20 protein-coding genes are annotated in these 18917 nt (G+C 71.5%); 6 read left to right on the top strand and 14 right to left on the bottom strand.

The window, feature by feature from the left end:
- Window positions 1–260: 260 nt before the first annotated feature.
- The 3 genes from ACZ4IF_RS12410 to ACZ4IF_RS12400 are packed head-to-tail and all read right to left on the bottom strand — an operon-like array spanning window position 261 to window position 2132.
- Window positions 261–1025 (bottom strand): DUF3710 domain-containing protein, encoded by a 765-nt coding sequence (locus ACZ4IF_RS12410; RefSeq protein WP_028802252.1) that lies wholly within the window; start codon window positions 1023–1025, stop codon window positions 261–263.
- 1 nt (window position 1026) lies between these two features.
- A complete protein-coding gene (gene dut / locus ACZ4IF_RS12405) occupies window positions 1027–1551 on the bottom strand; it encodes a dUTP diphosphatase (RefSeq protein ID WP_095937141.1) in 525 nt (174 codons plus the stop codon).
- Window positions 1548–2132 (bottom strand): PaaI family thioesterase, encoded by a 585-nt coding sequence (locus ACZ4IF_RS12400; protein ID WP_359493002.1) that lies wholly within the window; start codon window positions 2130–2132, stop codon window positions 1548–1550. Before ACZ4IF_RS12400 ends, dut begins: the two co-directional genes overlap by 4 nt.
- A gap of 58 nt (window positions 2133–2190) precedes the next feature.
- Here ACZ4IF_RS12400 and ACZ4IF_RS12395 point away from each other — a divergent pair, with 58 nt between their 5' ends.
- On the top strand, window positions 2191–2652 hold the full coding sequence (locus ACZ4IF_RS12395) for a DUF3093 domain-containing protein (RefSeq protein WP_359493000.1): 462 nt from the start codon (window positions 2191–2193) through the stop codon (window positions 2650–2652).
- Window positions 2653–2823: 171 nt separating this feature from the next.
- Here the strand turns inward: ACZ4IF_RS12395 and ACZ4IF_RS12390 are convergent, their stop codons facing one another.
- The 4 genes from ACZ4IF_RS12390 to ACZ4IF_RS12375 form a co-directional block, all read right to left on the bottom strand.
- Window positions 2824–3735, bottom strand: coding sequence for a hypothetical protein (locus tag ACZ4IF_RS12390; protein WP_467561973.1), 912 nt, complete (start codon window positions 3733–3735; stop codon window positions 2824–2826).
- Between the two features lie 13 nt (window positions 3736–3748).
- Entirely contained in the window at window positions 3749–4045 is a 297-nt protein-coding gene (locus ACZ4IF_RS12385) for a DUF4193 domain-containing protein (RefSeq protein ID WP_003997302.1), read from the bottom strand.
- Between the two features lie 393 nt (window positions 4046–4438).
- Window positions 4439–5683, bottom strand: coding sequence for a sensor histidine kinase (locus tag ACZ4IF_RS12380; RefSeq protein WP_359492995.1), 1245 nt, complete (start codon window positions 5681–5683; stop codon window positions 4439–4441).
- Between the two features lie 6 nt (window positions 5684–5689).
- A complete protein-coding gene (locus ACZ4IF_RS12375) occupies window positions 5690–6343 on the bottom strand; it encodes a response regulator transcription factor (protein ID WP_010983842.1) in 654 nt (217 codons plus the stop codon).
- Between the two features lie 413 nt (window positions 6344–6756).
- On the opposite strand from ACZ4IF_RS12375, the gene ACZ4IF_RS12370 reads away from it, so the two are divergent.
- Entirely contained in the window at window positions 6757–6930 is a 174-nt protein-coding gene (locus tag ACZ4IF_RS12370; protein WP_179332611.1) for a hypothetical protein, read from the top strand.
- Window positions 6931–7043: 113 nt separating this feature from the next.
- On the opposite strand, the gene ACZ4IF_RS12365 is transcribed toward ACZ4IF_RS12370, so the two are convergent.
- Together ACZ4IF_RS12365 and ACZ4IF_RS12360 are read right to left on the bottom strand one after the other, a co-directional pair.
- On the bottom strand, window positions 7044–7859 hold the full coding sequence (locus ACZ4IF_RS12365) for an inositol monophosphatase family protein (protein WP_467561970.1): 816 nt from the start codon (window positions 7857–7859) through the stop codon (window positions 7044–7046).
- Between the two features lie 8 nt (window positions 7860–7867).
- Window positions 7868–8995: a ferrochelatase gene (locus ACZ4IF_RS12360; protein ID WP_467561968.1), complete on the bottom strand. Its 1128-nt coding sequence runs from the start codon at window positions 8993–8995 to the stop codon at window positions 7868–7870.
- Window positions 8996–9494: 499 nt separating this feature from the next.
- Here ACZ4IF_RS12360 and ACZ4IF_RS12355 point away from each other — a divergent pair, with 499 nt between their 5' ends.
- Both ACZ4IF_RS12355 and ACZ4IF_RS12350 read left to right on the top strand, forming a co-directional pair.
- Window positions 9495–10733, top strand: a complete 1239-nt coding sequence (locus ACZ4IF_RS12355) for an MFS transporter (RefSeq protein WP_467561966.1) — start codon at window positions 9495–9497, stop codon at window positions 10731–10733.
- Entirely contained in the window at window positions 10693–12012 is a 1320-nt protein-coding gene (locus ACZ4IF_RS12350; protein ID WP_467561964.1) for a D-arabinono-1,4-lactone oxidase, read from the top strand. The genes ACZ4IF_RS12355 and ACZ4IF_RS12350 overlap by 41 nt, the downstream gene beginning before the upstream one ends.
- On the opposite strand, the gene ACZ4IF_RS12345 is transcribed toward ACZ4IF_RS12350, so the two are convergent.
- Complete coding sequence (locus ACZ4IF_RS12345; RefSeq protein WP_467561962.1) at window positions 11936–12715, bottom strand: hypothetical protein; 780 nt, start codon at window positions 12713–12715, stop codon at window positions 11936–11938. The two genes, ACZ4IF_RS12350 and ACZ4IF_RS12345, sit on opposite strands and share 77 nt — an antisense overlap.
- Window positions 12716–13187: 472 nt before the next feature.
- Between ACZ4IF_RS12345 and sepH the strand changes: the two genes are divergently transcribed.
- Window positions 13188–14240 (top strand): septation protein SepH, encoded by a 1053-nt coding sequence (sepH, locus tag ACZ4IF_RS12340; protein WP_359492982.1) that lies wholly within the window; start codon window positions 13188–13190, stop codon window positions 14238–14240.
- A gap of 52 nt (window positions 14241–14292) precedes the next feature.
- Here the strand turns inward: sepH and ACZ4IF_RS12335 are convergent, their stop codons facing one another.
- Window positions 14293–15120, bottom strand: coding sequence for a sulfurtransferase (locus ACZ4IF_RS12335; RefSeq protein ID WP_467561959.1), 828 nt, complete (start codon window positions 15118–15120; stop codon window positions 14293–14295).
- Between the two features lie 323 nt (window positions 15121–15443).
- Here ACZ4IF_RS12335 and ACZ4IF_RS12330 point away from each other — a divergent pair, with 323 nt between their 5' ends.
- The gene (locus ACZ4IF_RS12330; protein WP_467561957.1) at window positions 15444–16256 is read left to right on the top strand and encodes a VOC family protein; all 813 of its coding nucleotides are present in this window, start codon (window positions 15444–15446) and stop codon (window positions 16254–16256) included.
- 53 nt (window positions 16257–16309) lie between these two features.
- On the opposite strand, the gene ACZ4IF_RS12325 is transcribed toward ACZ4IF_RS12330, so the two are convergent.
- The 3 genes from ACZ4IF_RS12325 to ACZ4IF_RS12315 all read right to left on the bottom strand — a co-directional run bounded on the left by ACZ4IF_RS12325 (window position 16310) and on the right by ACZ4IF_RS12315 (window position 18854).
- Window positions 16310–16957 carry a thymidine kinase gene (locus ACZ4IF_RS12325; RefSeq protein ID WP_028802266.1) on the bottom strand — a complete coding sequence of 216 codons (648 nt, stop codon included), beginning with the start codon at window positions 16955–16957 and terminating at the stop codon, window positions 16310–16312.
- Window positions 16958–17025: 68 nt separating this feature from the next.
- Window positions 17026–18267 carry an alkaline phosphatase family protein gene (locus ACZ4IF_RS12320; protein ID WP_359492974.1) on the bottom strand — a complete coding sequence of 414 codons (1242 nt, stop codon included), beginning with the start codon at window positions 18265–18267 and terminating at the stop codon, window positions 17026–17028.
- Complete coding sequence (locus ACZ4IF_RS12315) at window positions 18267–18854, bottom strand: DUF5998 family protein (RefSeq protein ID WP_345656064.1); 588 nt, start codon at window positions 18852–18854, stop codon at window positions 18267–18269. Before ACZ4IF_RS12315 ends, ACZ4IF_RS12320 begins: the two co-directional genes overlap by 1 nt.
- Between the last annotated feature and the right edge of the window lie 63 nt (window positions 18855–18917).

The raw sequence follows: 18917 nt of genomic DNA, 5'->3' as shown, positions 1-18917 counted from the left end.
GGGGCCATCCATTCTCGTATGTGAACGACACATGGAATGCTGAACACGCGCGTTGGCCGGTGACCATAGGTATGGACCAGACTTCCGTCAAGGCCTGAAGAAGGACCCGCAGCTCAACTGCCGTTCATCGATGAGAACTTGGCCGGGCCTGGACATGCGAAAGGGCCGCACCTCCCGTGGGGAGGTACGGCCCGAGCTCGTGTGCGTCCCTCGGCCGGCGGGCCGGTGGTCCCGGGTCCGTCGGTCGCGGAGAACCCCGGTCAGCGGACCTCGGTGATCTCCGGCCCGCGCTGGAGCTGTCCCATGCCGCCGGAGAAGCGGGAGCCGCCCTGCTCCTCCTGCTGGACACCCTCGGGGACCATCTGCGCGTCGTTCGGCAGCTTCAGGACGATCGGGTCGCGGGGGGCCATCGGGCCCTCGCCGCGGACGACGACCGTGTCCCGGAAGATCTGCTCCAGCAGACCCGCGGCCTGCGGCTGCACCGCGCCCTGCCCGGAGATCACTCCGCGCAGGAACCAGCGGGGACCGTCCACGCCGACGAACCGCACGACCTGGAAACCGCCCGTGCCGTCCGGCAGCTGCACCGGAACCTGCGCACGCAGCTCCCAGCCCAGCGGGCCCTCGACCTCGTCGATGACACCGCCCTGCTGGGTGATGCCGGAGGCGATCTCCTCGCGCACCTCGCCCCAGATGCCCTCGCGCTTGGGAGCGGCGAAGGCCTGCAACTGGACGGCACTGTCCTTGAGGACCACGGTCGCCGCGACGATCGCGTCGCCCGCGACCTCGACCCGCAGTTCCATGCCGTCGACCCCGGGCACGAAAAGCCCGCCCAGGTCCACCCGGCCCTCGGCCGGCTCACGGACCTCGGAGCTGTCCCAGGGTCCGTCGGGGCGGGGCTCGGGCTCGAGCCTCACGCGCTCCCGCTCCTCCGCCTCGTCCGCCTCAGTGTCGACGCCGTCGACGACCTGCTCGGCCTCGCCCGCCGCGTCCTCGGCGGCACTGCCCTTCTTGCGACGTCCGAACACGTCACTGTCCTTCCCGGTCGGATACGACCGAAGCGTATCGATTCCCACCCGTTGTGCTGCCCACGGCGGCATGACCGCCGGTGGACCCGAAGCCCCCTGCGGCCCGCGCCGTGTCGGGAAGCTCCGCCACCTCCTCGAAGCGGACCCTCTCGACCTGCTGGACGACCAGTTGAGCAATCCGGTCGAAGCGCTCGAACCGCACGGACTCGCGCGGGTCGAGATTCACCACGATCACCTTGATCTCCCCACGGTACCCGGCATCCACCGTCCCCGGGGCATTCACCAGGGCGACACCGCAGCGGGCGGCGAGCCCGGAACGGGGGTGCACGAAGGCCGCGTACCCCTCGGGCAGCGCGATGGACACCCCGGTGGGGAGCACGGCCCGCTCACCGGGCGCCAGTTCGCAGCTCTCGGTGGTGCGCAGATCGGCTCCCGCGTCACCCGGGTGTGCGTACTCGGGGAGCGGTACGTCGGGGTCCACGCGTCTGATCAGCACGGGGAGTTGTCCGCCGGGGTCACGGGTCACGGGTTCACCTCGAAGGCACGGGCACGCCGGATCTGGTCCGGGTCGTTCATGGCCGCGTGGATCTCCTCCTGGCGGCCGTTCTCGATGAAGTGGTCGACCTTCACCTCGACGAACAGGGCGTCCGCGCGGACGGCCACGGGCCCGTCGGGGCCGCCGATCCGCCCGGTGGCGGTGGAGTAGATCTTCCGGCCGGCCACCGCGGTGACCTCGGCCTCCAGGTGGAGCACGGTGCCGACGGGCACCGGGCGCCGGAAGTCGGTCTCCAGCCGCCCGGTCACGGCGATGGTGCGCAGCAGCCAGTTCAGCGAGCCGAGCGTCTCGTCCAGCGCGGTGGCGAGGACGCCGCCGTGCGCGAGGCCCGGGGCGCCCTGATGGGCGGGCCGCACGGTGAACTCCGCGGTGATCCGGACACCTTCGCCGGCGCGGGCCTCCAGATGCAGCCCGTGCGGCTGCTCACCGCCACAACCGAAACACTGTTCGTAGTGGGCACCGAGGAGTTCCCCGGGGGCGGGCGCGTCGGGGTGCCGCACCGGCGCGACGGCGTCGGCGGGAGGCGTCAGAGCTGCGGAAGTACCACTCACAGGCGCAGACCTTACCCGCGAGTCGGCCCACCGTACGCACCGTGTCAAGCTTGGCTTCATGCAGCTCTCCGCCTCGCCGTACGAAGAACGCCTCACCGCACCCCGCTCCTGGTGGCTGGTGTGCTTCATGGTCGGGGTCGCGATGGCCCTGATCCTGCTTCCGTTCGGCACGCTGCCGTTGCTGGGCGGCCTGGTCGGCGGAACCGCGGTCTCGGCGGTCGTGGCCAGTTCGTACGGCTCGATCCGCATCCGGGTCGTCGGTGACTCGCTGATCGCGGGCGAGGCGAAGATCCCGCTCGCGGCCCTCGGCGACGCCGAGATCATGGACCAGGAGGAGGCGCGCGCCTGGCGCACGCACAAGGCCGATCCCCGCGCCTTCATGCTCCTGCGCGCCTACATCCCCACGGGCCTGCGCGTCCAGGTCACGGACCCGGAGGACCCGACGCCGTACCTGTACCTGTCGACCCGGGAGCCGGAGCGCCTGGCGGCGGCCCTGAGGTCGTCCCGCGCCGAGGCGTAGCCCGCGCCCGCACCGTCCGGCGACGGCCGCGTACGCGCTCCACGGCGACCTGCTCCGTCGAGCCTGGCCCGCTCACGCACGTGTGCCCTGAGGCGGCTCCAGGGGCCCGCGAGACCGCGCCGTGCGCGTCTTCCCGGCCCGATCGGCCGGGGCGCGCGGAGCGGACGTGCCTCAGCGGCCCAGCTCTCGGGGGATCTCGCCGAGGCGCAGGGGGTCCGCCGGCTTCTCCAGCGGCGGCAGTTCGGGCAGCGCGTCCCACGGCACCTGCATCTTCCGCAGGTCCTTGCGGATGCGGGACGCCAGGCGTCTGGTGTCGCGGCGGTTCATGAGCGCGCCGACCGCCGCTCCGACCATGAACGGCATCAGGTTGGGCAGGTCCCGCACCGTCCGCTTCATGATCTGCTGGCGCATCTCGCGCTTCATCTGGCCGCCCAGCGCGGCGTTGACCGTCGACGGCTTCGTCACGTCGATGCCGCGCTCCCCCGACCAGGAGTTCAGGTACGCGGTGCTGCGCTCCTTGAGGTTGCCGGGCGGTCGCAGACCGTAGACCTCGTGGAGCTCGGCGATCATCTTGAGCTCGATCGCGGCCACGCCGGTGATCTCGGCGGCGAGCTCGGTGGGCATCGCCGGCGGCACCGGGAGCATGGCGGCGGCACCGATCCCGGCGCCGACCGTGGACGTCGCGGCGGCCGCGCCCGCGACGAGCTTGTCCGCGAGCTCCTCGGGCCCGAGGCCCGGGAATTGCCTGCGGAGGGTCGCGAGGTCCCGTACGGGCACACGCGGGGCGTTCTCGATGATCCTGTCGGCGACATAGGCCAGCCCCGCCTTGGCGCGGCTGCTGCCCTTCTGGACGCCTTTCAGGACCCCGTCCCTGACACGCGCCGCGCGGCGCGTGGCCGTGCGAGCAGGAGGGCTCTGAGAGGCCTCCAGGGCGCCGCCTGAGGGCGGCTCGTCGAGCGAGGCTGATCCCGGTGCGGAAGAGCCTCGCTCGTCGTCACGTACGCCTTCAGAGCCGCCGTACGGCCCTTCGTCCGCTCCCCGCCTGGAGGAGCGGCGCTTCCAAGGTGGGGTCGAGCCAGTCACGGCCGACCCTGCCTCAGTCGCAGTCGCGGCAGATCGGCTGGCCGTTCTTCTCGCGGGCCAGCTGGCTGCGGTGGTGCACCAGGAAGCAGCTCATGCAGGTGAACTCGTCCTGCTGCTTGGGCAGGACCCGGACGGCGAGCTCCTCGTTCGAGAGGTCCGCACCGGGCAGTTCCAGGCCTTCGGCGGCCTCGAACTCATCTACGTCGACGGACGAGGTCGACTTGTCGTTCCGGCGTGCCTTCAGCTCTTCAAGGCTGTCCGAGTCGACGTCGTCGTCGGTCTTGCGTGGGGTGTCGTAATCCGTTGCCATGTCGCTCTCCCCCTCTGGGTGTCTGCGGTGTCTCCAGCGCACGTAACGCGTGAGAGGCCGGACTTGTGCCCGACCCGAGGCGGAGATTTTGCCTCACATCAAGGTCTGTTACTCAATCGACACCCAACCGGACTCCTCAAGAGTGATCGGCTTGGATGGCGATGCGGACCGTACACGGTCCTAAGGGCGCACTTCAAAGGCGTCTCACCGTGTACTTCCCGTGATCAAGACCCCCGAAAACCCGGATTTTCCCGGCTTTCCGACAGCCTGCATGATCACGGAGAGTAGATGGCCTGAAAATCGCCCTTGTGATCGATCACACACGGCTCTCCCGGACGGGTGGCCGGAAAATTCCGCGCAAAGCGAACATCGCCGCGTGTGCGGGACATGCTCTCAGATCGGAAGGGTGACGCGCATCACGAGCCCACCTCCGTCACGCGGCTCCGCGGCGATGTGCCCACCGTGCGCGCGGGCCACCGACCGGACGATCGACAGGCCGAGGCCCACGCCCTTGTCGCTGCCCGTGCGCTCCGTGCGCAGCCGCCGGAAGGGCTCGAAGAGGTTGTCGATCTCGTACGCCGGCACCACTGGACCCGTGTTCGACACGACCAGGACCGCCTGTCCGTGCTCGGCCGCCGTGGTGACCTCGACCCAGCCGCCCTCCGGCACGTTGTACCGGACGGCGTTCTGCACGAGGTTCAGGGCGATCCGCTCCAGCAGCACGCCGTTGCCCTGGACGACGGCGGGCTTCCGCTCGCCCCGGATCTCCACGCCCTTGGCCTCCGCCTCGGCATGCACCTGATCGACGGCCTGCTCGGCGACCTCGGCGAGGTCCACCGGCTTGCGCTCGACGATCTGGTTGTCGCTGCGGGCGAGCAGCAGCAGGCCCTCGACGAGCTGTTCGCTGCGCTCGTTGGTGGCGAGGAGCGTCTTGCCGAGCTGCTGGAGCTCGACCGGCGCCCCCGGGTCCGAGAGGTGCACCTCCAGGAGGGTGCGATTGATCGCGAGCGGGGTGCGCAGCTCGTGCGAGGCGTTCCCGACGAACCGCTGCTGGGCGGTGAAGGCGCGCTGGAGCCGCTCCAGCATGTCGTCGAAGGTGTCCGCCAGCTCCTTGAGCTCGTCGTCCGGCCCGTCCAGTTCGATCCGCCGGGAGAGGTCCGAGCCGGCCACCGCGCGCGCGGTGCGGGTGATCCGGCCGAGCGGCGAGAGCACCCGGCCGGCCATCGCGTAGCCGAAGGCGAAGGCGATGATGGCGAGGCCGAGCAGGGCGAGCAGCGAGCGGCTGAGCAGGTTGTCCAGGGCGGCCTGGCGCTGCTGGTCGATGCAGTGGCTGATCGCGGCGTTGAAGGCATCGAGCGACAGGCCCGAGTTCACCGCGGGGCAGTTGTCGCTGGTGACCTTGATGTCGGTGCCGCCGGCGATCCTGAAGAGCGGCTCGTTGCCGGTGTTCAGCGCCTGCGCCGCGAGCAAGTAGATGATCGACAGCAGCATGATGCCGGCGATCAGGAACATGCCGCCGTAGAGCAGCGTGAGCCGTATGCGGATGGTCGGGCGCAGCCAGGGGAACGGGGGTTCCGGCCTTCTGGGTTCCCAGGTGGGCTTGGGGGGCGCCGCGGGGGGCGCCGGGGTCGCGGCCACGGCGGATCAGATCCTGTAGCCGGAGCCGGGCACGGTGACGATGACCGGGGGCTCGCCGAGCTTGCGGCGCAGGGTCATCACGGTCACGCGTACGACGTTGGTGAAGGGGTCCGTGTTCTCGTCCCAGGCCTTCTCCAGCAGCTGCTCGGCGGAGACGACGGCGCCCTCGCTGCGCAGCAGCACCTCCAGGACGGCGAACTCCTTGGGCGCGAGCTGGACCTCCTTGCCGTCGCGGAAGACTTCCCGGCGGTTGGGGTCGAGCTTGATCCCGGCACGCTCCAGGACGGGCGGCAGCGGCACGCTCGTGCGCCGCCCGAGGGCACGCACGCGTGCCGTCAGCTCGCTGAACGCGAACGGCTTGGGCAAATAGTCGTCGGCGCCGATCTCCAGCCCCTCCACGCGGTCGCTGACGTCGCCGGACGCGGTGAGCATCAGCACGCGCGTGGGCATCCCGAGCTCGACGATCTTCCGGCAGACGTCGTCGCCGTGCACGAGCGGGAGGTCGCGGTCGAGGACGACCACGTCGTAGTCGTTCACGCCGATGCGCTCCAGGGCGGCCGCACCGTCGTACACGACGTCGACGGCCATGGCCTCCCGGCGCAGTCCGGTGGCCACCGCATCGGCGAGCAGCTGCTCGTCCTCGACGACGAGTACGCGCACGTCGCTAGTCCTTCCTCTGTCCACCCGCGCGACGGCACTTGGGCGCACGCGGGCAGGGCTTGTCACGGGTGAGGGCTCCATCCTGCCCTTTTCGGCCGTAAACCGGCTGTAAGACGGTGGGAGGGGGACGGGACTCCGGTCCTGGGGCCCGGGAATGCCAGATTTTCTCGTCGGGTTGAGGTTTCCACGGAAGGAAGCGGGGGGAGGACGGCTTTACACCCCGCGATCACGCTCTGCACAGGGCAAGCCACCTTGTGGTACGTCCAACCGCTTCCGCAGAGCGGGCGTGGATGTCCGGCACCGTCGCCGCCCGGCCTGGGCAGCGCTGGGCACCCATCTGGAGACGTGATCGCCCCTTCCGACGGCACACCCCCGTGCCACCCGACCCACGACCCAGGACGAGGGGGCGCAGCATGGACGCATTCACCGCAGGACTTCTGCAGCGCATAAGGGCGACCGAGTCCGACCTGACGCGGGCTCGCGAAACAGGCGACGACTTCCTCGCGGAGGTCGAGCAGGGCGAGCTCGACGACCTGCACCGCCTCGCCGCCGAGCACGGTGTGGAGGTCGGCGCGTCGCGCGTCTGATCGGTTCGTAAAGGAGCGGGGCCCCGGTATCGATCCAGTGCCGGGGCCCCGCTCCTTCGTGTTCCCGCGCGCTTCTTCCGGCACCGGTCGTGGTGCCGTGGGCGCGGCCGGGCTCAGTCGTGCCAGGCGCCGAAGTCCTCCAGGAGCTGCTGGAGGGGCTCGAAGACGCCGGGCGAGGCGGCGACCGCGAGATCGCGTGCGGGGCGCTCTCCGGGGCGTCCACCGGTCAGCGCGCCCGCCTCCCTGGCGATCAGGTCGCCCGCGGCGAGGTCCCAGGGGTGCAGTCCGCGTTCGTAGTAGCCGTCGAGACGGCCCGCGGCCACGTCGCACAGGTCGACCGCCGCGGAGCCGGAGCGCCGGATGTCCCGCAGCAGCGGGATCAACCGCTGGGCGACGTCGGCCTGGTGGGTCCGGACCTGAGCCACGTAGTTGAAGCCGGTCGAGACCAGGGCCTGGTCGAGGGGCGGCGCGGGACGGCAGGCCAGCCTGCGCTGCCCGGCCCAGGCGCCGACGGCGTAGGCGCCCCGGCCGCGCACCGCGTGGTACGTCTCGCCGCGCATCGGCACCGCCACCACCCCGACGACGGTCTCCCCGTCCTGCTCGGCGGCGACGGACACGGCCCAGGTCGGCAGTCCGTACAGGTAGTTGACCGTGCCGTCGAGCGGGTCGACGACCCAGCGGATGCCGCTCGTGCCGTCGCTGGAGGCGCCCTCCTCCCCGAGGAGACCGTCGTCCGGGCGGTGTTCGGCGATGAGGTCGGTGATCAGCTTCTCGGCGGCGATGTCCATCTCGGTGACGACGTCGATCGGGCTCGACTTGGTGGCGGCGACCGCGAGGTCCGCCGGACGCCCGTCCCTCAGCAGCTCGCCGGCGCGCCGCGCCGCTTCCTGGGCGAGCTGCAGCAGTTCGGTGTGCAGGGGCTCGGTCACGGGGCTCCTCACGCGTACGGGCTGTCGGCGCCCGCGGCGGCGGGCTTGGGGGCACGGGCCGGGCAGCAGCCCACCGGGCACACGTCGTGGCTCGCGCCCAGCGCGCCGAGCGCACAGGGGGCGACGTGCCGTCCGTTCTCCGTCGCGGCGCGCTCCAGGACGAGGTCGCGGATCGCCGCCGCGAAGCGCGGATCGGCGCCCACGGTGGCGGAGCGGCGCACCGGCAGCCCGAGCTCCGCCGCCTTCGCCGTCGCCTCCGTGTCCAGGTCGTACAGGACCTCCATGTGGTCCGACACGAACCCGATGGGGGCCATCACGACGGCCGGGACGCCGGCGCCGTGCAGCTCCTCCAGGTGGTCGCAGATGTCCGGCTCCAGCCACGGGATGTGCGGGGCTCCGGAGCGCGACTGGTAGACGAGCCGCCAGGGGTGCTCGACGCCGGTCTGCTCGCGCACCGCGTCGGCGATGAGCCGCGCGACGTCCAGGTGCTGCCGGACGTAGGCGCCTCCGTCGCCGTGCCCCTCGACGGGGCCGGAGGTGTCCGCCGCCGTGTCCGGGATGGAGTGCGTGGTGAAGGCGAGGTGGGCACCTGCGCGCACGTCCTCGGGCAGGTCGGCGAGCGCCTTCAGGACGCCTTCGAGCATGGGCTCGACGAATCCGGGGTGGTTGAAGTAGTGCCGCAGCTTGTCGGTCCTCGGCGGCTCCAGCCCCTCCGTCTCCAGGGTGGCCAGCGCCGTGGCGAGGTCCTCGCGGTACTGACGGCAGCCGGAGTAGGAGGCGTAGGCGCTGGTCGCGAGGACGAGGACGCGGCGGCGGCCGTCGGCGGTCATCTCGCGCAGGGTGTCGGTCACGTACGGCGCCCAGTTGCGGTTGCCCCAGTACACCGGCAGGTCGAGGCCGTGGTCGGCGAAGTCCTTGCGCAGGGCGTCCAGCAGGGCGCGGTTCTGGTCGTTGATGGGGCTGATCCCGTCGAACAGGAAGTAGTGCTGCCCCACCTCCTTGAGCCGTTCCTTGGGGATGCCCCGCCCTCGCGTCACGTTCTCCAGGAACGGAACCACGTCGTCCGGGCCTTCCGGGCCGCCGAACGAGAGCAGGAGCAGGGCGTCGTAAGGGGTGGCATCGAGCGCATCTGGCATGCGTCCGATCCTGCCACCCGTCACTGACGGGCGGGGAACGGCGGGGCGGTGGGAGAGCAGGCGGCGGGCGTGAAGAGGGTCCGGACGGGCGCCCGGAGGGGGACGCGACGGGGGCGCGGACGGGCCGCACGAAGCTTCGGAGGGCGTGCGGAAGCGGTCGGCGAGCGGGGCTCGGCGCCGTACGGCAGGCGCGTGCGGAGCCGGGCGTGAGAAGCCTGCGGGGCCGGTCGGCGAGGCGCGTGCGGAAACGGGCGGCGAGCCGGGCACGAGGAGCCCGAGCGGCCGGGTGACAAGGCTGTGCGGAAGTCGGCGGCGAGCCGGGCGTGAAGAGCCTGCCGGAGCCGGGGCCGCGTCGGGCGCGGAGCCTGCGTGAGGAGCGCGCAGGGGGCGTGCGTAAGGGTGACCTCACCCGTAAGCTGTATCGGCCACCTTCACGCCTTACAGAGTTCGCGTCGCCCGTCATGCCCGGGCAGCCGAGCCGAGCCGACCGGAGACCCCCGTGCCCAGCCCGTACCGTGCCTTGTTCGCCGCCCCCGGCTCAAAGGGCTTCTCCGCCGCGGGCTTCCTCGGCCGGATGCCGCTGTCGATGATGGGCATCGGCGTCGTCACGATGATCTCCCAGCTGACCGGGCGGTACGGGCTCGCCGGTGCGCTGTCGGCGACCATGGCGCTGGCCGCGGCCGTCCTCGGCCCGCAGGTCTCGCGCCTCGTGGACCGGCACGGACAGCGGCGGGTGCTGCGACCCGTGACGCTGTTCGCCCTGGCGGCGGCCGCCGGGCTGCTGTGCGCCGCCCGTTTCGAGTGGCCGGACTGGGTGCTGTTCGTGTGCGCGGCGGGCATCGGCTGCGTCCCGAGCGTCGGCGCGATGGTCCGGGCCCGCTGGGCCGCCCTGTACGGGGGCACCCCTCAGCTGCACACCGCGTACTCCTTCGAGTCCGTGGTGGACGAGGTCTGCTTCATCTTCGGGCCGATCATCTCCATCGGCCTGTCCACGGTGTGGTTCCCGGAGGCGGGGCCGCTGCTCGCCGCCTGCTTCCTCGCGGCCGGCGTCTTCTGGCTGACCTCCCAGCGCGCGACGGAGCCCGTGCCGCACCCGCGCGAGCACCACGCCGGCGGCTCCGCGCTGCGCTCGGCCGGGCTCCAGGTGCTGGTGGCCACCTTCGTGGCGACCGGCGCGATCTTCGGGGCCGTCGACGTGGTCACCGTGGCCTTCGCCGAGGAGCAGGGGCACAAGGGTGCGGCGAGTGTCGTCCTCGCGCTGTACGCGGCGGGTTCGTGCGTCGCCGGCGCCGTGTTCGGGCTGCTGCACTTCACGGGGGCGCCCGAACGCCGGTGGCTGCTGGGCATATGCGCGATGGCCGTGAGTATGATCCCCCTCCTACTGGTCGGAAACTTGCCGTTCCTGGCCGTGGCGCTGTTCCTTGCGGGGCTGTCCATCGCTCCCACGATGATCACGACGATGTCCCTCATCGAGCAGCACGTACCACGCGCGAAACTGACCGAGGGCATGACCTGGGTGAGCACCGGACTCGCGGTCGGGGTCGCGCTGGGCTCCTCCGTGTCCGGCTGGGTGATCGACGCCGCCGGCGCGAAGGCCGGGTACGGGGTTCCGGCGGTGTCCGGGGCCGTCGCGGTCGCGGTCGGTTTCCTCGGGTATCGCCGGCTGAACAGGCCGGTTCCGCAGCGGGGAGGGTCCCATGAGCACCACAGTGAGCGGGAAGAGCGGCACGTGGCGTAACTGGGCGGGGAACGTCACCGCCCGTCCCGTACGGGAGGTCACCCCCGCCTCGGTGGACGAACTCTCCGCCGCGGTGCGGAAGGCGGCCGACGACGGTCTGCAGGTCAAGGCCGTCGGTACCGGGCACTCCTTCACGGCCGCCGCCGCGACCGACGGTGTGTTGATCCGCCCTCAACTGTTGACCGGCATCCGCGGGATCGACCGCGAGGCGGGCACCGTCACCGTCGAGGCCGGCACTCCGCTCAAGCGGCTCAACATGGCTCTCGCCCGCGAGGGACTGTCGCTCACGAACATGGGCGACATCATGGAGCAGACCGTGTCGGGGGCGACCAGCACCGGCACGCACGGCACGGGCCGCGACTCGGCCTCGATCGCCGCGCAGATCAAGGGCCTTGAGCTGGTCACGGCGGACGGCTCGGTCCTCACCTGCTCCGAGAAGGAGAACCCCGAGGTCTTCGCGGCGGCCCGTATCGGCATCGGCGCGCTGGGCGTCGTCACCGCGATCACCTTCGCCGTGGAGCCCATATTCCTGCTCACGGCCCGCGAGGAGCCGATGACCTTCGACCGGGTCACCGCCGACTTCGACGAACTGTTCACCGAGAACGAGCATTTCGAGTTCTACTGGTTCCCGCACACCGGCAACTGCAACACCAAGCGCAACAACCGCAGCGCGGGTCCCGAGAAGCCGGTGGGGCAGATCGGCGGCTGGATCGAGGACGAGTTCCTCTCCAACGGCGTCTTCCAGGTGGCCAATCTGCTGGGCCGCGCCGTACCCGCCACGATCCCGGCGATCGCGAAGATCTCCAGCCGTGCGCTGTCCGCGCGGACCTACACCGACATTCCCTACAAGGTCTTCACGTCTCCGCGCCGGGTGCGCTTCGTGGAGATGGAGTACGCCGTCCCGCGCGAGGCTTTGGTGGAGACGCTGCGCGAGCTGAGGACGATGGTCGACCGCTCGTCCCTGCGGGTCAGTTTCCCGGTCGAGGTGCGCACGGCTCCGGCCGACGACATCGCGCTGTCGACGGCGTCCGGGCGGGACAGCGCCTACATCGCCGTCCACATGTTCAGGGGAACCCCCTATCAGGCGTACTTCACCGCCGCGGAGCGGATCTTCACCGCCCACGAGGGGCGCCCGCACTGGGGCAAGGTGCACACGCGCGACGCCGCGTACTTCTCCGAGGTCTACCCGCGCTTCGGCGAGTTCACGGCGCTGAGGGACCGGCTGGACCCGGACCGGCGCTTTGCGAACGACTACTTGCGTCGGGTGCTGGGCTCGTAGGCGCGCTCGGGGTGGGGGTCGCACCGTCGCTCCCGGCCTCCGCGCCCGGCGAGGCGCTCGCCTCGGGCATCGGCGTGGCCGTCGCACCGACATCGCCGTCCCCCTTGAGGGTTCCGGTGTCACCGCCTCCGGAGGACGGCCGCTTCGAAGGGGGGTCCGTCGAGGGCGTCGTGGTGGGCTCCGGCGTCGTGGCGCCGGTGCCGGAGCGGCTCCCCTTGAGGGCGTCACCGACGGTCGTACTCCTGCCGGCACCGCTGAAATTCTGTCCCGAGGCCAGCTCGTAGGTGGTGATTCCGGCCATCGTGACGCCGAAGACGAGTGCCGCGGCGACGACCGGCCGCCGCCAGCTCCTGACCCGCGCGCGATAGACGGTCCCTTCGGTGAACTCCCCCGGCACCGGCGTCCGCCGGGGCGCCGATTTCGGCTTGGCCTGCACCGTCGCGTCCCGCAGCTGTTCCCCGGTGCGCTTGAGGAAGTGCTGGAAGAGGGTGCCTCCGCAGGTCGCGATCACGCTGACCAGGCCGGCGCCCAGGATCGTCCCGTAGACGCCGAAGTACGAGGCGAACTTCGCGGCCACCACCGCCGCCACCGCGCTTCCCGCGACTTGAGGCAGGCTCAGGTCGACCCGTTTCCTCCTCGGCCCCTCGTCGGCATCCGGCTCATGGACACCCGGCTTCTCGCCGACTTCGGACTTCTTACGCATCCCCGGACCTTGCCTGCCTTTCCCGAACTTGGTCGACCGACTGCACGAGAAGGGGACGTATGGGCGAAACGATTGGTTCCGTTTCCGACGATTAGGTGAAGTGCGCCACGTTCCATGGTCACGAATACGGCGCTTCGGGCGGCCAACTACCACCCCTTGACCGAAGTTGGGCGGCGCGCCGATCCACGTAGGTGGCCCGAATGGAGTACTGTTGCGAGCCCTGGGTCCGGACTCCCGCCAGGGTGTCCGGGGCCTTGCAGGACCGCCGGGAGGGGGCTCGTTGCACAGGGTGATGAGGTTCGTCACTTAGCGTTGCGAAAAGGTAACCGTGCCATAACGGCGCTCCCGGGCCCATGCCCGACACGCCGGGCAACTCGGCAAGGTTGTGGCAGGCTGCACCCGGGCAGGCCACACTCGACTAGCGGAAGCAGCGACGCACGTGACGTCGGCAGGCACCACCCGGGAGGTCCCCATGCCCGAACTGCGTGTCGTGGCCGTCTCTAACGACGGCACACGGCTGGTGCTGAAGGCTGCGGACAGCACGGAGTACACGCTTCCGATTGACGAGCGTCTGCGCGCCGCCGTACGCGGCGACCGTCCCCGCCTCGGCCAGATCGAGATCGAGGTGGAGAGCCATCTCCGCCCCCGCGACATCCAGGCGCGTATACGTGCCGGCGCCTCCGCGGAAGAGGTCGCCCAGCTCGCCGGAATCCCCGTCGACCGCGTGCGCCGCTTCGAGGGGCCCGTGCTCGCCGAGCGCGCCTTCATGGCCGAGCGCGCGCGGAAGACCCCGGTCCGCCGCCCCGGCGAGAACGCCGGACCCCAGCTCGGCGAGGCCGTCCAGGAGCGACTGCTGCTGCGCGGCGCCGAGAAGGACACCGTGCAATGGGACTCGTGGCGCCGCGACGACGGCACCTGGGAGGTCCTGCTGGTCTACCGGGTCGCGGGCGAACCGCACTCGGCGAGCTGGACGTACGACCCGCCGCGGCGTCTGGTCCAGGCCGTCGACGACGAGGCGCGCTCGCTGATCGGCGAGTCCGACGACCTCGCCGCACCCGAGCCGAGCTTCCCGTTCGTCCCGCGGATCGCGCGGCTGCCCCGGGACCGTCCGCTGGACCGCGCCCTGGACCGGCAGATGGAACGGCCGAGCCTGCCCGCCCCGTCCCCGGAGCCGGTCGAGGAGTCCGGCGACCGGGATTCGCTGACCAGCCTCCTGGAGGCGGTGCCCAGCTTCCGGGGCGACATGGTGGTGCCCGAGCGGCCCTCGACCACGGAGCGGCCCGCCGCGGAGGAGCCCGACCCCGAGCCCGAGGCGGAGGAGCCCCCGGCTCCCGCGGCGTCGGCCGGTGCCGGTTCGGCGTACGCGGACGTCCTGATGCCGCGTTCGGTGGGCAGCCATCGCGACCGTCTGGTCGGCGCGACCGACCGGCAGGCCGAGGCCGACGGCGTACGGCCGGGCCGCCGAGCGGCGGTACCGAGCTGGGACGAGATCGTCTTCGGTACGCGACGGAAGAAGCAGGACTAGTCAGTTGTCCGACGAAGGGGCCCGCACCGGTTCGGCGCGGGCCCCTTCGCTGTCACTGGGGGTCGGGTCCCACCGCGACCGGACGGCTCCCGTCCCGGGACCACTCGGACCAGGAACCCACGTACAGGGCCGCGGGGATGCCCGCCACGGCCAGGGCCAGGACCTCGTGCGCGCCGGAGACACCGGAGCCGCAGTAGACGCCCACCTCGGAAGTGGCATCGGCGCCCAGCGACTTGAAGCGGTCGGCGAGTTCGGCGGCGGGCAGGAACCGTCCGCCGCTCTCGACGTTCTCCGTGGTCGGCGCGGACACGGCGCCGGGGATGTGCCCGCCTACCGGGTCGATCGGCTCGACCTCGCCGCGGTAGCGCTCACCCGCGCGGGCGTCGAGCAGGACTCCGGTACGCGCAAGGGCCGCCGCGCCGTCCGCGTCGAGCAGCGGGCGCGCACCCGGTGCTGGTGCGAAGCTTCCGGGCTCCGGGGCCGGCCGCTCCGAGGACACCGGCCCGTTCCAGGCGGCGAACCCTCCGTCGAGGACGCGTACCGACGGATGCCCCGAATAGCCGAGCAGCCACCAGGCGCGCGCGGCGGCCCAGCCCTGGCCGCCGTCGTACACGACGACATCGCGGTCCGCGGACACGCCGGCGGCTCGCATCGCGGAGCCGAAGATCTCGAGATCGGGCAGGGGATGCCGCCCGGCCGCCCCGGCCGGACCGGCGAGTTCGGAATCCAGATCGACGAAGACGGCTCCCGGGATGTGCGCCTTCTCGTACTCGTCGCGCAGGTTCGGGCCGCCCAACTGCCAGCGGACGTCGAGCAGGACCGGCGGGTTCGGTCCTGCCAGATCGCTCGCGAGTTCAGGTGCGGTGATGATGGCGTTCATGGCCACCATCCTTGCGCACGGGGTGGCCGCGTCGTCCAGCTCCGGCTACTGTGCTCGGCCGGACAGGTCCGATCACGAGGCGTACGGGATCGGGCACATGCTGTACAGCTGATGGACACCACCCGGCAATCGCGCCGAAACGGATAAGAAACGACACTCCGGGCATTCTCCGACCGGGACCGCTGAGCGGCGGTGCGACCGGAGCGCGCGGTGTGACCGGTGGTGCGAACATCGGCACGGGGCTTGCACGGGTGCCGCTGCGGTACCCGTGTTCGTAGGCGGAAGGTGACCGGCCACCGCGAGGGGCCGAGAAGAGAGTGACGATGACCGAGGCACGGGGGTCGACCGGCCTGAACGGCACCACGCACGCTCGGCGCACACCCGGCACACCCTGCTGGGTGAGCCTGATGGTGCACGGGATGGCCACGACCCAGGAGTTCTACGGACAGCTGTTCGGCTGGGAGTTCCGGCCGGGACCGCAACAGCTCGGCCCGTACGTGCGGGCTCTGCTGGACGGTCACGAGGTGGCGGGGATCGGCCAGCTGCCACCCGACCGGCATCTGCCCATCGCCTGGACGCCCTACCTCGCCTCGGACGACGTGGACGTGACCGCGGAGACCGTCCGGCACAGCGGCGGCACGGTGGGGGTGGGTCCCCTCGACGCCGGGGAGGCAGGGCGCATGGCGATCGCCTCGGACCCGACGGGCGCCGTGTTCGGCATCTGGCAGGCCGCCGAGCATCTGGGCACGGGGATCACCGGGGTGCCCGGCACACCCGCGTGGAACGAGCTCGTGACCCGCGACACCGACAGCGTGGTCAAGTTCTATCAAGGGGTCTTCGGATACCGGCTGGAGCCGACCGTCTCGGCCGACTTCGACTATGTGACCCTGCACATCGAGAGCCGCCCGGTGGCCGGCGTCCACGGCGTCGGGAACGCGCTGCCGCGCGACCGCGGACCGCACTGGCTGACGTACTTCGAGGTCGCGGACGTGGACGACGCCGCCCAGCATGTCGTCGAACTCGGCGGGCATCTCCTCAAGTCCGCCCACGACTCGCCGTACGGGCGGGTGGCGACGGTGGCGGACCCCGAAGGCGCGTTGTTCTCGCTCATCCACGCCGACCGCCGGGATTCCTGAGGGACCTGGGCCGGCCGGCCCCGGTGACGTCCCGGGACTCACGCCCCGCGAGATCAGGCCGAGGCCACCGGCAGCACGTCCGGTGACAGGGCGCCCGCCCGGGCCGTCGCGGCCGTCATCCGACGGCGATGGTGCCGGCGGCACAGCACCTCGTACCCGATGTCCTCGGACTGGTTGACGTCGCCGACGACGACCTGGGCGCCCTCGACGACCATCTCGCCGCCTATGGTGCGGGCGTTGTGGGTCGCGCGGGCGCCACACCAGCACAGGGCCTCGACCTGGAGGACCTCGACCCGGTCGGCCAGCTCCACGAGCCGCTGGGAGCCGGGGAACAGCTTGGACCGGAAGTCGGTGGTGATCCCGAAGGCGTAGACGTCGAGGCCCAGGTCGTCCACCACGCGGGCGAGCTGGTCGATCTGCGCGGGGGCGAGGAACTGCGCCTCGTCCGCGATCACGTAGTCCGCCCGGCCGCCCTGGGAGAGATGGTCGACCAGGTATCCGTACAGATCCTGGTCGTCCGCCACCTCGACGGCGTCCGTGACCAGGCCCAGGCGAGAGGAGAGCTTGCCCTCGCCCGCCCGGTCGTCACGCGTGAAGATCATGCCCTGCAGGCCCCGCGCCGAGCGGTTGTGCTCGATCTGGAGAGCCAGCGTCGACTTCCCGCAGTCCATGGTTCCGGAGAAGAACACCAGCTCGGGCATGGGGTGTTGAGCACCTTTCGGCAACGGGAGTACGGGGCGGGGGTACGTGATCAGCGTACGGGAACAGCCTAGGAGCGTACGTGCAGGAGGGGCACGAGCTGTTCGGCGGGGGTCATGGAGCCGTGGTTGCCGACCATCGCGGACTCCTTCGGTTCCCGCTCGGACGCGATGATCAGCACGTCGTCGCGGGCCGCCGCGACGACGTCGCCGATCCGGGCGTACACCCGCTCGTCGACCTGCGGGCCGAACCAGCCCGCGGCGATCGCCTCGTCCCGCGAGGCCACCCAGAACTGCTCGCCGAGCACCTCGCGCCAGCAGGTCAGGACGTCCGCCGCGGCACCCGGCACCGCGTAGACGTGGCGGGCGCGGCCCTCGCCGCCCAGCAGGGCGACCCCGGCGCGCAGCTCCCAGTCCTCGTCGAAGTCGATGCGGTGCTGCTCGTCGAACGGGATGTCGACCATGCCGTGGTCGGCGGTCACGTACAGCGCCGTGCGGGGCGGCAACTGCTCCGCGAGGCGCTGGACCAGTCGGTCGACGTACATGAGCTGGCCGCGCCAGGGGTCCGAGTCGACGCCGAAGCGATGGCCCTTGCCGTCCACCTCGGCGTAGTACGTGTAGACCAGCGAACGGTCACCGGCGGCCAGTTGCTCGGCCGCGAGGTCCATGCGCTCCTCGCCGGACAGCCGTCCGTGGAACGTACCGCCGGACAGCGCGATCTTCGTCAGGGGCGTGTTCTGGAAGGTGGGCGACGAGACCTGCGCGGTGTGCACGCCCGCCGCGTCCGCCAGCTGGAAGACCGTCGGATAGGGCTGCCAGGCGGTGGGCTCCGTCCACGGGTTCCAGCGGAGCTGGTTCATCAGCTCGCCGGTCGCCGGATTGCGGGCCGTGTAGCCGGGCAGGCCGTGCGCGCCGGGCGGCAGGCCGGTGCCGACGGAGGCGAGCGAGGTCGCGGTGGTCGCGGGGTAACCCGCGGTGATGGGGCGGCCCGTACCCCCTCGGGACGACGCCAGGAGCGACGCCATGAAGGGGGCCTCTTCGGGGTGGGCCTTGAGCTGCTCCCAGCCGAGACCGTCGATCAGGAAGACGCAGTTCCGGTCGGCCGCGTCCAGCTCCGGTATGGCGGCGGTCAGGCCGGGCACGCCCATGCCCGCGGCGAGCGTGGGCAGCAGGTCCGCGAGGGAACCGGCGCCGTACTCGGGGACGGGCGCGGAGTCCACGGCGAGCGGCTCCGGCTGGTCCCAGGCGGAGGGGGGCGGAGCGGGCGCGAAACGCCCGCCCTCGTGGGCTGCGGAGGGGAACGGATGCGACATCAGCGGGTGATGTCCGCGGTCGCCTCGGAGAGGGACTGCGCGAAGGCCAGGGCCTGGCGCACCGTCTCCGGGCCGTCGCCGGCCTCGCTGACACGCAGGCTCAGGTCGTCGGCCGTCGAATTGCCCGTGTAGCCGTGGTCCGCTTCACAGTTGGGGTCGCCGCAGGCGGCGGGCTCCAGGTCGATGCGGGAGACCGCGCCCCAGCCGATGGTCAGGACGACCTCGCGGGGCAGGGTGCCCGGTGTGTACGACTCCGGGTTCGAGACGACGCGGCTGACGACGACCGACGAGATCCGGCCGAGTTTCACCGACTCCGTCGACGTCGTGGCGTACGGCGTCGGGGAGGTGCTGTCCGCGGCCTGCTCGTCGGTGTGGCTCACGATGAAGCGGTTTCCGGTGAGGACGAGGACCGTGACGTGCCGGCGCACCTCATTGGCGTCGAACGTCGTCTCCTGGTGGACCAGGTACGACCGGATGGTCTCGCCGCCGATCGCGGCCTCCACCGCCTCGGCCACGAGGGCCGGGTAGTAGCCGCTGCGCTCGATCGCCGCTCGCAGCCCCTGGGTCGTCGTACTGGTCTTGGCCATGACGTCCATCCTACGGTGGCCCACTGACTGCGAGGCACCGCTCGCGGGTGTCCGTCGCGCACG

Source organism: Streptomyces sp. NPDC025784 (assembly GCF_055558435.1).
This window is presented reverse-complemented; position numbering and strand designations above follow the sequence as displayed.